The sequence below is a fragment of the Polaribacter sp. Z022 genome (assembly GCF_023555495.1).
In the GTDB taxonomy this organism is placed as follows: domain Bacteria; phylum Bacteroidota; class Bacteroidia; order Flavobacteriales; family Flavobacteriaceae; genus Polaribacter.
In genome coordinates this window covers 835,907-847,727 of sequence record NZ_JALCZO010000001.1, presented here as the reverse complement: position 1 = coordinate 847,727, position 11,821 = coordinate 835,907, and the positions used below count along the sequence as shown (strand labels likewise).

12 protein-coding genes are annotated in these 11,821 nt (G+C 28.7%); 4 read left to right on the top strand and 8 right to left on the bottom strand.

Annotated features, from left to right (window positions below; genetic code table 11):
- Positions 1-2: 2 nt before the first annotated feature.
- Complete coding sequence (locus MPF13_RS03645; RefSeq protein WP_249980958.1) at positions 3-752, bottom strand: DUF8457 domain-containing protein; 750 nt, start codon at positions 750-752, stop codon at positions 3-5.
- 100 nt (positions 753-852) lie between these two features.
- On the opposite strand from MPF13_RS03645, the gene MPF13_RS03640 reads away from it, so the two are divergent.
- Genes MPF13_RS03640 through mscL form a run of 3 tightly spaced genes read left to right on the top strand, consistent with a single transcriptional unit; the run spans position 853 to position 3,028 of the window.
- Complete coding sequence (locus tag MPF13_RS03640) at positions 853-1,476, top strand: thymidine kinase (protein ID WP_249980957.1); 624 nt, start codon at positions 853-855, stop codon at positions 1,474-1,476.
- Positions 1,469-2,566: an alanine racemase gene (gene alr / locus MPF13_RS03635; protein WP_249980956.1), complete on the top strand. Its 1,098-nt coding sequence runs from the start codon at positions 1,469-1,471 to the stop codon at positions 2,564-2,566. The genes MPF13_RS03640 and alr overlap by 8 nt, the downstream gene beginning before the upstream one ends.
- A gap of 57 nt (positions 2,567-2,623) precedes the next feature.
- The gene (mscL, locus tag MPF13_RS03630; RefSeq protein WP_249981001.1) at positions 2,624-3,028 is read left to right on the top strand and encodes a large conductance mechanosensitive channel protein MscL; all 405 of its coding nucleotides are present in this window, start codon (positions 2,624-2,626) and stop codon (positions 3,026-3,028) included.
- An 81-nt stretch (positions 3,029-3,109) separates the two neighbouring features.
- Here the strand turns inward: mscL and truB are convergent, their stop codons facing one another.
- The 7 genes from truB to MPF13_RS03595 all read right to left on the bottom strand — a co-directional run bounded on the left by truB (position 3,110) and on the right by MPF13_RS03595 (position 10,545).
- Complete coding sequence (gene truB / locus MPF13_RS03625) at positions 3,110-3,799, bottom strand: tRNA pseudouridine(55) synthase TruB (protein WP_249980955.1); 690 nt, start codon at positions 3,797-3,799, stop codon at positions 3,110-3,112.
- Between the two features lies 1 nt (position 3,800).
- On the bottom strand, positions 3,801-4,595 hold the full coding sequence (locus MPF13_RS03620) for an undecaprenyl-diphosphate phosphatase (RefSeq protein ID WP_249980954.1): 795 nt from the start codon (positions 4,593-4,595) through the stop codon (positions 3,801-3,803).
- 2 nt (positions 4,596-4,597) lie between these two features.
- Positions 4,598-4,840, bottom strand: a complete 243-nt coding sequence (locus tag MPF13_RS03615) for a DUF3098 domain-containing protein (RefSeq protein WP_249980953.1) — start codon at positions 4,838-4,840, stop codon at positions 4,598-4,600.
- Positions 4,841-4,844: 4 nt separating this feature from the next.
- Positions 4,845-5,723, bottom strand: coding sequence for a cell division protein FtsX (locus tag MPF13_RS03610; protein WP_249980952.1), 879 nt, complete (start codon positions 5,721-5,723; stop codon positions 4,845-4,847).
- A 74-nt stretch (positions 5,724-5,797) separates the two neighbouring features.
- Positions 5,798-6,199 (bottom strand): methylmalonyl-CoA epimerase, encoded by a 402-nt coding sequence (gene mce, locus MPF13_RS03605; protein WP_249980951.1) that lies wholly within the window; start codon positions 6,197-6,199, stop codon positions 5,798-5,800.
- A 67-nt stretch (positions 6,200-6,266) separates the two neighbouring features.
- Positions 6,267-7,706: a DUF5689 domain-containing protein gene (locus MPF13_RS03600; RefSeq protein ID WP_249980950.1), complete on the bottom strand. Its 1,440-nt coding sequence runs from the start codon at positions 7,704-7,706 to the stop codon at positions 6,267-6,269.
- A 31-nt stretch (positions 7,707-7,737) separates the two neighbouring features.
- The gene (locus MPF13_RS03595) at positions 7,738-10,545 is read right to left on the bottom strand and encodes a carboxypeptidase-like regulatory domain-containing protein (RefSeq protein ID WP_249980949.1); all 2,808 of its coding nucleotides are present in this window, start codon (positions 10,543-10,545) and stop codon (positions 7,738-7,740) included.
- Between the two features lie 145 nt (positions 10,546-10,690).
- Here MPF13_RS03595 and MPF13_RS03590 point away from each other — a divergent pair, with 145 nt between their 5' ends.
- Positions 10,691-11,746 carry an endonuclease/exonuclease/phosphatase family protein gene (locus tag MPF13_RS03590; RefSeq protein ID WP_249980948.1) on the top strand — a complete coding sequence of 352 codons (1,056 nt, stop codon included), beginning with the start codon at positions 10,691-10,693 and terminating at the stop codon, positions 11,744-11,746.
- Positions 11,747-11,821 lie beyond the last annotated feature (75 nt).

Genomic DNA, 11,821 nt, shown 5'->3' with positions numbered 1-11,821 from the left:
GTCTATGCAAATTTACGTTCAATAATATCTATTAAGCGAGCTTCTAATTCTTCTTGATTAGACCAATCGTAATCTGGTTTCACCATTTTATTTATAAACTTTTTAGCTTCTTTTACAGTGGCGTAAGTATTTACTTGAGAAATTACTCTATTAAAATCTTCTTGACTTCCTTCAAATAAATTTTTAACAAAGGCAATTCTATCATTCAATCCTATTTGAATGTTTGTATTTAATTTATCATTTAAAGATTTTGGTACAGGTATATCAAACAAAGTAGCTATTTCATCAACAGAAATTGTATCTTTTAACTCCTCTTCTAAAGACATTGTTTTACTCTCTTCTACTTTTACAACATCATTTATAATTTCTGGCTCTTCTTCAGTTTTGGTTTCTGGCTCAGAAAACATAATTTCTTCTAGTTCTTCAAAAGGCTGTTCTAAAATTTCATCAACCTCTATAACTTCTTCCTCTTTTATAACCTTAGTTTCTTCTAATTGATGAATTACTTTTTCTACTTCTTCTTTAGCAGACTCTTTTAATTCTATTGCTTTTTCAACTTTATCAATTAAATCTTCTTTTGTTTCTTTAATGTTAGGAGTTGAGTTTACATACTCTTCAACAAACGCTAATATGGATAGTTTTTCATAAATATCCTTCGATTTTTGCTTTAATAAAAACACATTATCTTTATTTTTCATTTGTAAAATACTGTGTGCTAAACTTATTAAATCTGCTTCTAATTTTTTGTGCATAAGTTGTATGTTGATTTTATTTTTTACTCGTAAATATTATTAAATTTGTTGAAAGTCAAAGTAACATCAAAATTAATATTCTAACGCCTAAAATTACAAAATGTTTCTCGAAAATACAGTAAATCATACAGAACAATTTGGTTGGATTGAAGTAGTTTGTGGCTCTATGTTTTCTGGTAAAACAGAAGAATTAATTAGAAGATTAAAGCGTGCTCAGTTTGCAAAACAAAGAGTAGAAATCTTTAAACCTGCAATAGACACACGTTATGATGATGAAGAAGTTGTTTCTCATAATGACAACAGAATTCGCTCTACACCTGTGCCTGTAGCATCAAATATTCGTTTATTAGCAACTGATGTTGATGTTGTTGGTATTGATGAAGCTCAGTTTTTTGATGATGAAATAGTAGCAGTTTGTAACGATTTAGCAAATAGAGGAATTCGTGTAATTGTTGCTGGTTTAGATATGGATTTTAAAGGAAATCCTTTTGGCCCAATGCCTGCTTTAATGGCTACTGCAGAATATGTAACAAAGGTACATGCAGTTTGTACACATACAGGAAATTTAGCTCATTATAGTTTTAGAAAAGCACAAAATGATGATATTGTAATGCTTGGTGAAACACAAGAATATGAACCATTAAGTAGAGCTGCATATTATAAGGCTTTAAGAAATCAGCAAGAAGAAAACACTTCTAAAAACGAAATTTCTAAAGATGAATAATCATGTAACTGTTTTAGAAATAGATAGTAATGCATTAGTGCATAATCTTAATTATTTTAAACAAAAACTTAAACCAAATACAAAAATTTTAGCTGTAGTTAAGGCTTTTGGATATGGTAGTGATGGAATACAGGTTGCAAAATTTTTAGAAGATAAAGTAGATTATTTTGCTGTTGCTTATGCAAATGAAGGAATTGCTTTACGTAAAGCAGAAATTAAAACTCCTATTTTAGTTTTACATCCACAAGTACCTAATTTACAATCTATCATAGATTTTAGATTAGAACCTAACTTATATAATTTTAAAATATTTAATGCCTTTTTAAAACTTGCAGATGAAATTCCGTTAATGAATTATCCTATTCATATTAAGTTTAATACAGGTTTAAATAGATTAGGATTTTGGCATACAGATATTCCTAAAATTATAACTAGTTTAAAAGAAACTACTCATGTAAAAGCAGCATCTATTTTTTCTCATTTAGCAGCAAGTGAAGATTTAGAGGAACAAGATTTTACAATAAATCAAATTAACAATTTTGCATACATAGCACAGCAATTCTATAAACATTTAGGTTATGAACCAATGTTGCATATTTTAAACACTTCTGGAGTTGTAAATTTTCCTCAGGCACAGTTTGATATGGTTAGAGTTGGTATTGGTTTATATGGTTTTGGAAATGATGAAAAAGAAACTTCTCAACTAAAAAACACTCATAATTTAAAATCTATTATTTCTCAAATTCATTTAATAGAACCAGGAGAAACTGTAGGTTACAATAGAGCTTTTACTGCAAAAAGAAGAGGTAAAACTGCAACAATTCCTATTGGTCATGCAGATGGTTTATCTAGAAGATTAGGAAATAAAAATGGGTATGTTCTTATAAACAATAAAAAAGCACCAATTATTGGTAATGTTTGTATGGATATGATTATGGTTAATGTTTCTAAAATTGACTGTAAAGAAGGAGATGAAGTTATAATCTTTAACACTCAAGAAATGATTGAAGATATTGCAGATGTTTCTGAGACAATCCCTTACGAAACCCTAACAGCTATTTCACAACGTGTTAAAAAAATGTTAACGTAAGTATTTTTTTACTATTTTAGCAATCTAACAAATTAATTAAAACAAGAAATAATGGGAATGCTTAAAGAATTTAAGGACTTTGCAATGAAGGGTAACCTTGTAGATATTGCAGTTGGTTTTGTAATGGGTGCAGCTTTTAAACAAGTTGTAACTTCTTTTACTGGAGGAATAGTTTCTCCACTAATTGGTTTAATATTTAATACAGATTTCAAAGACTTGAAATGGATTGTTAAAGAAGGTGTAGCAGATACAGCTGGTAAAGTTACTGGTGAAGTTGCTGTTTTATACGGAGATTTCTTAACTAACGTTATCGATTTTATTATTGTTGCATTTGTAATGTTCTTAATTGTAAAAGGTGTTAACGCAACTAAAAAGAAAGAAGAGCCTAAACCAGAAGCTCCAAAAGGACCAAGTCAAGAAGATTTATTAGCTGAAATTAGAGATTTATTAGCTAAGAAATAATAAATTTTTAAATTTATATAAATAAAAACCCAAGCTTAAGCTTGGGTTTTTTATTGAATTTATATTAAGTTTTCTATAAAATTATTTTTTTAAATCATTAATAAAACCATCAACAGAAACAGCATTATTTACAGAAAATTCTCCAATCTTGGTTCTTCTTAATACTGTTAAATGAGCACCAGAATTTAGTGCTAATCCAAAATCATAAGCTAAGGATCTAATGTAAGTTCCTTTACTACACACAACTCTAAACTCTACCTCTGGTAAATTTACATTGGTAATTTCAAACTCTGATATTGTAACTGTTCTAGATTTTATTTCTGTAGTTTCTCCTTTTCTGGCTAATTCATATAAACGTTTTCCATCTTTTTTAATAGCAGAAAAGATTGGTGGTTTTTGTTGAATCTCACCAATAAATTGTTTGGTAGTTTCAATTAGAAGTTCTTTTGTAATATGCTCTGTAGGATAAGTTTTATCTACTTCTGTTTCTAAATCGTAACTTGGTGTTGTTGCGCCTAAAGTAAAAGTACCTGTATACTCTTTAATTTGACCTTGATAAACATTTATCTCTTTAGTTTGTTTACCTGTACAAATAATTAACAAACCAGTAGCTAAAGGGTCTAAAGTACCTGCATGACCCACTTTAATTTTTTTTATATTAAAGCGTTGTCTAATTTCCCAACGAAGTTTATTTACAACCTGAAAAGATGTCCAAGTTAAAGGTTTATCAATCAATAAAACTTGACCATTTTTAAAATCTTCTTCTGTCATATTAATTTAAAAGAGCATAACCTATTGCAATAAAACCAACTATAGCACAATATAAAGAAAAGTAAGATAATTTACTTTTTTTAACCAAAGCTATCATCCATTTACAAGCTAATAAACCTGCAACAAATGCAGCTATAAAACCTGCAGATATTGGCACAAATTCTGAAGATTGAAAACTAATATCTCCTCCTAATAAATCTTTGGCAATTTTTCCAAAAATTAAAGGAACTACCATTAAAAAAGAAAACTTTGCAGCTCTAGTTCTATCTATTCCTAATAAAACTGAAGTAGAAATAGTTGCTCCAGATCTAGAAATACCTGGTAACATTGCTATTGCTTGTGAAATTCCAATAATAACAGAATTAGAAAAAGAAACTTCTTTGTCTGTATTTTTTGCTTTATCAGCTAATAATAAAAGTATTGCAGTTACAATTAACATAACTCCTACTAATAGTATTTTTCCGCCGAAAAAAGACTCTAATTGCTCTTCAAAAAGTAAACCTACAACTACAGCAGGAATCATAGACAGAATTATTTTTAAAGAAAATTTAAACTCTTCATTCCATTTAAACTGCAATAATCCTTTAAAAATTTCTGCAACTTCTTTTCTAAAAATAACCAATGTACTTAAAGCTGTTGCAAAGTGTAAAACTACCGTAAATGTTAAACTTTCTTCTGGTACAGAAGTATCTCCTAAAATAGCTTTTGCTAACTCTAAATGACCACTTGATGAAACTGGTAAAAACTCTGTTAAACCTTGTATAATACCTAATATTATTGCTTCTATTATATCCATTATTATTTTTTAGGATTTGCTAAAATAGCGTAAATTTCAATTCCTAAACCTATAATTACTAAAGTAGGTGCTAAACGAATTCGTTGCCAATTATAAATTTCTTCATTAAAAACTTCTGGGTTATCACTACCTCCACCTGCCATAAAGATAAATCCAAGGGCAATGAAAATAATACCAACAATCATAATAATGTAATTTCTTTTACCAAATAAAAAATCTGGTTTTTGTATATTTTCTTTTTCCATATTATTAATAATAAAGTTCTTCTGTTTGTAAATTTAAAAAGCGCTGAGTAGCGAAAAAAGTACTTATTAGGGTAATTAGAAAAGCAGAAATTAAAACTCCTCCTGCTAAATACACCATAGTTATATAATCATTTATCAATCCTAAACTTGGAGCATATTTATCAATATAAAAAATCATAATTCCTAAACCAATAAGAGCTAAAATAGCACCAATAACACCTAATTTTATACTTTGCCAAATAAATGGTTTTCTAATAAAACCTTTTGTAGCTCCAACCATTTGCATGGTTTTAATATTAAATCTTTTAGAATAGATAGATAATCTTATTGAACTATTAATTAAAACCATAGCTACTAAACCAAAAAAACCACTAACAACTAACAACCAAAAACTTATTCTTTTTATGTTTTTAGTTAATAAATTTATTAAAGGTTTATCATAAGAAACGTCTGCTATAAAAGCATTTTTTAAAAAACGTTCTTCTAACTGCTGCATTTTTTCTGGGGTAACAAAATCGGCTTTTAAGTAAACGTCAATTCCATTTTTTAATGGGTTTTTACCTAAAAACTTTAAAAAATCTTCACCAATTTCTTTACTATAAATTTTAGCTGCTTTTTCTTTACTTGTATAAATAATTCTTTTTGTAAATTCTTCTTTTTGTAAAGATGCTTTTAAATCGTTTCTGTTTTTAGATGAAACCTCATCTTTTAAAAATAAAGTAATTGCTACTTTTTCTTTAACACGATTTGCTACTGACGTAGATTTTAATAAAACCAATCCTAAAATACCAACCATAAAAAGCACTAAAGCAATACTTATTACTACAGAAAAGTAAGAAGATTGCAGCCTTCGTTTTTGATAAGAATCAAATTTAGTTGACATTTTTAAAAGATAATTTTAAGCTGGCAAGATAATAATTAGTAATCAGTTGACAGTAAGAGTTGGCAGTATTTTAACTATTCTATCTCTTGGCACAGTTCAATTAAAACTCCATTTGTTGATTTTGGATGCAAAAAAGCAACTAATTTATTATCTGCTCCTTTTTTAGGAGTTTCATTTAAAACTTTAAATCCTTCTTTTTGAAGTCTTTTTATTTCAGATTTAATATCAGAAACTGCAAATGCAATATGATGAATTCCTTCTCCTTTCTTTTCAATAAACTTGCTTATTGGGCTCTCTGATGTAGTTCCTTCTAATAGTTCTATTTTATTTGGACCTGTCTTAAAGAATGATGTTTTAACGCCTTCTGAAGCCACTTCTTCCATCTTATAATGAGGTTCTCCAAACAATGAAGCAAATAACTTATTAGATTTTTCTAAATCTTTAACTGCAATACCAATGTGCTCTATTTTTTCCATATAGTAAAAATAAAAAAAACCAGTAAAGAATTAACTTTACTGGTTTAAAATATGAAAATATATTTAATTAGTTTCCTGTAACTTTTACGTTATCAACTTGAAAAGTAGTAGTTACTCCACCATCAGCTCCATCATATTTAAAAGCAACATGAATGTCTCCAGATAAACAAGAAATATTTATAGAACCTGAGCTAGAAAAAGAATTATAACCTGAAGAAGGACCTTCTGATAATGCTGCATCTACTCTTAACCAAGTTGCAGTTTTTACATCTCCTGTAAAATTTGAAGACACATAAACAGATAATGCTTTACCATTATCATAACCAGTATTCGTTTCGAATGTTAATTCTTCTCCTGTAGTAGCATCTAAATTTATTGCTGGAGAAACTAACCACGCTTCTAATGGAGATTCTCCACTTCTGTATGCAGAAACTTGAACATATCTATTACCTCCAAAACTTGCAGGAGCAAATAAAGTTGTACCTCCATTAGCGTTAACGCTTGTCCATCCTGCTGCTGTAAGAGCTGCTCCAGTTGTTAAAGACTCAAAATCTTCATCTAAAACAACAACACTTCCTCCTACTGCTCCTGTACATTCTAATACTGGAGGATCACATCTGTTAGCATCTGTAAAAGCTAAATCTGAAGGTGTATTAGCAATTGCTACTAAAAATTCTGATGCATAGTCTTTAGAAAGTACTGCTGTAAAAGTTCCTTTACCCTGAGGAACAAGATTTGATTTAAAGCTAGCAAATGTACTTGTTTGTAATTGAATCGTTTTTTCAGTTTCACATTCAAAAATAGTTCTAAAACCATCATACTCATCTGAAGCTTCGCCTGCAAATGTTTTTGTTAAATCTGACTTTAACATTTGTGCTGCTGGTAATTGAATTAATGTATTAATATGAGCTTCTGTAATATCTGCTAACTTAATTGTAGTAGGTACAATTTCTGCAACTGTTGCAGATCTAAAAATATGATCTTTAACAGATGTAGAAGGAATATCATCTACTTGATCTCCGTCTAAAGCACCTAAAACATATTTCCCAATAATTCCGTTTGTAGGATTAATCCAACTTGCACTTTCACCATCATCGTAAGAAACAGATAATCCATCTAATTTAATATAGATTTTTCTACCAACTTCATATGTTTCTCCTAAAGATGTTTTATTTAAAACAACCTCTATACCTGCAGTTGGGTTTTCTATTTTATCTTGAACTATTATTTTTTTATAAAAATTTCCTGTAGCATCTGTAGATACTACATAACCTTCTACATAAGTAGGGTTTTCTGGATTGTCATAAAAACTATAAACTACATCTCCATTAGAATTATACTCTTGTTGTAAAGCAGTTTGAATAGCTAAAATTGTTGAATTTGGTGTAATGTTAGGTTCTTGTACAGTAACATTAGGAACTGTAAAACTACCATCATCTACACAAGATGTTATTGTGAAGGCTATCATTAAAAATGATAAAAAGCCATAAATTTTATTTGTTTTCATAATTTGATCTATTAATGAGTTTTTCAATTTTTTAGAATCTGTAATTTAAATTTAAGAAATAATTTGTTCCTCTACCAAACCAATACTTGTTTCCAAATACAGGTGTATCTAGTTCTTTGTCTTCTTTTAACTGTCTATAATTAGCATTTCTTCCTTGCTCAAAACCACCAGACTTATATTTAGTATTAAAAAGGTTACCAACACTTGCAAATACACTAATGTATTGATTTCCTATTTTCCAAGATTTTCCTCCAATCATATTTACAACCATATAATTATCAAATTTTTCTTGTTGTAGTAATTCTCTTGCAACATCTACATCATAATCGTTAAAAGGAACTCCTCCATCATCTGCAAAATTAGATGTTCTAGTTAAAGGAGCAATATCTACATAAACATTATCAAAGAAGTTAGCAGTTGCACCTACAAACCAATAATCTGGATCTCTATACTCAAAACCTACAGAATATGCTGTTTGTGGTCCTGCAGCTAATTTATAGTTTTTAAGATTAGCTTCTCCAAAATCTTTACGTCCATTAACAAAACCAGCATCATTAGAACGTGTATTGTTTTCTGTTGTTAAATATAAATTTGGGTTATTATCATAAGTATACTGACCAACATTTGCAGCACCTTTTAGTTTTATAGTTGGTGTTACTTGTGCCTCTATACCAAATTCTGCTCCAAAATGTTTTTTATCAATTCCTGATAAAATTTCTTGTACAAATGCTGTGTTATCTCCTCCAATTCCATCAGCAAAGAAAAATGAAATTTCTGTTGCATCTTGAACTTTAGTATAATAACCAGATAATTTAGCTTGTACAATTGGACTTCTAAATATATAACTTGCATCTGCAGATAAAACTTTTTCGCTTGTTAAGTTATCTACAGTACTATTATTTTCTCTTGAGTTAGAAAATGAGTTTCTTAAGTTTGGTGCTTTTGTTAAATAACCTGCATTAAAATCAAATAAATGACGTCCAGATAATTTATAAGTTGCCCCAGCTTTTGCTCCGTAATTTGTAAAAGACAACTTTTCTGATTTTCCTAAAGAGTTGTTTGCAAAACCTCCGTTTTGAAATAACCCATCTCTTTGATGAGAAGTAGTTGATACACTTGCAGCAACAAAGAAGTCTACTTTATTATATTTAAACTGACTTTGTACAAAACCATCAACAACATTAGAATATAAATTAAAGTTGTACTTAAATTTTTCTCCAACACCAACAACATTCAATGGGTTTAATAAATCATTTTGTTTTTCATCAAAAGAATCTGCAAAAGAATCTGCATCTAAATAACCTGTACCTCCTAATAAGTCTATAACTTCTGCAAAATTCTTAGATTTTAATCTAGTATATTGAACTCTTGCATTTAAAGTTATATTTTCTGATACTTCTTTATTTAAAATACTATTAACTGTAAATTGAGTATCATCATTTCTATCTTCATATAAAACATAAGAAGAATTACCTTGGTTATATGGATTTAAATTAGCGTTATATAAACTGTTCCAATCTAATTGTCCATTATTTACAAAGTTTTGGTGAATACCATAAATATTAGAATATCCTTGTCTTAAACCATAACTAGGTAATTTTTGGTAATAAGTAGGATCTGGATTTGAAGCTCCTAAATTTACAATATAAGGATTCCCATTTCCATCTAAAGCAGTACCATCTACTCTTGTTCCGTTATTATCAATTCTACTGTTTCCAGTTTTTCCAAACTGATAAGATACATTTGTGTTGATAGATGTATTTTCATCTAAATCCCAATAATGATTTAACATTAAAATTGGTTCAGAAACTTCTTTTATACGAGAATTTCTAATTTTACCATCTTGATACCCCCAATAAGAATTGTATTTAATTCCTTTTAAATCAAAAACTTCTTGAGTTTGTGGTGCAGATTTACCTCTTCTATTAAAAGCTGTAATAGATGTAAAATTAAGACTATGCCTATCATTAAATTTCTTTTCTAAAGAAAGAAACATAGAAGTTGCATTATACATTGTACCATCTACATAACCTTCATTACCAGATCTTCTACTAGCTGCTACAGTATAAGCCCAACCTTTTTCTGACAATCCAGAAGAATGAGTAACCATTGCTCTATGAGCATAACTTCTGTTTGAAGAAGCATAAGAAATACGAGTTCCTGCTCTTTGTTTTGAAGCTCTAACATCAATATTTGTAGAACCTAAAATACCACCAAAAGTATATGCAGAAGCTGTTAAACCTGTACTAAATTCTTGATTTCTTAAAACGTCATTTAAACCTCCCCAATTACTCCATTGTGGTCTACCACTATAAAGTTTGTTCATGTCTAAACCGTTAATTAAAAGTTTTCCGTTTTCAGAATCTAAACCTCTAATTCTAAAAAAAGAAGAACTAAATTCATAAGCAGCAGTTCTTAAATAAATATCTCTAGAGGCTTGTAACAACCCAGAAATATTATCAGCAGCACTTGCATCATCATTTAATTCATCATCAGTAATGGTAACAATACTTAAATCTTGTTCTTCAGAAATATCTTCATATAATAAAATAGTTCCTAAATCAACTGCTTTTCCAGAAAGTTCTACTGGAAAATTTTGAGTTTCATAACCCTTTAATTTAATCTCTACAACATAAGTTCCGTTTGATAAATTTTTAAGCACAAAAACTCCGTCAATTCCTGTAGTTTGACTTACTGTTGTACTATTAACACTTACCAAAACATTTTGCAGAGGTTTCTCGGAATCGCCATCTGACACAACTCCTTTTACAATATTTTGCGCTTGTAATCCTATAACTAAGAACAAAAGCAAAAACATTGAAACGACAATTTTTCTCATAAACGTTTGTTTGTATTTTTAATAAAATTTCCTATTAAATCGTTAACAAATTTAACGCTTTTTAACACATCTAAATGTTAAATTATCAATATATAATTTTTGGCTTAACTTTTGTTTTATATGTTTGTATAGTAAAACTAAAAAAATGAAAAAAAATCTATCCTTATTATTTATTTTCTTACTAACATCTACGTTAGTATTTTCTCAAAAGAAAGGTAAAAAATATAATATTAGAACAATCGCATTTTATAATGTAGAAAATCTTTTTGACACCATTAATGATGTTACAAAGAATGATGAAGCTAGCCCAATGATGGAATTAAAATCTAATAAATCTAAAGTTTATTGGGACAAAATTGACAAATTAGGTAGTACTATTGCTCAAATTGGAACTGAAAAAGCTAAAACAAGTCCTGCAATAATTGGTGTTTCTGAAGTAGAAAACTTAAGTGTATTAGAAGATTTAGTAAAATCTAAACATTTGGCAAAGAAAAACTATGGCATTATACATTATGATTCTCCAGATAAAAGAGGTATTGATGTAGCTTTATTATATCAGAAAAGATATTTTAAACCAATTCATCATGAAGCGTTTAATCCAAATATTTATAGAGATGGATATAAAGTTTATACAAGAGATCAATTATTAGTATCTGGTTATTTAGATGATGAGTTAATACATGTAATAGTAAATCACTGGCCTTCTAGAAGTGGTGGTGAAGCAAAAAGCAGACCTTTACGTGAAAAAGCGGCTTATCAAAACACAAAGATTATTGAACAAATTAGAGAAAAAGACCCTAATGCTAAAATTTTAACAATGGGAGATTTTAATGATGACCCTATAAATTCTAGCTTTAAAAAGGTGTTAAAAACTAAAAGTAGAAAGAAAAATGTTGGAGAAAAAGACATCTACAATCCTTATGAAGATTTACATAGAAGAGGTTTTAACACTTTAGCTTATAGAGATAATTTAAATCTGTTTGATATGATTTTAATTTCTTCTCCTCTTTTAGATAAAGGAGAAAAAGATTTTTCTAGCTATAAAATGTTTAAAGCTATGATTTTTAATAAACGTTTTTTAAGTGGTAAAAAAGGAAAATACAAAGGGTATCCTTTTAGAAGTTTTGCAGATGGAGGATACACAGGTGGTTATTCAGATCATTATCCTGTATACATGTATTTAATTAAAGAAAAGAAATAATTTAATTATTAAATAAAATACAAAACCCCGCAACTTAATAGTTGCGGGGTTTTTTGATAATAAATTATTGCCTTT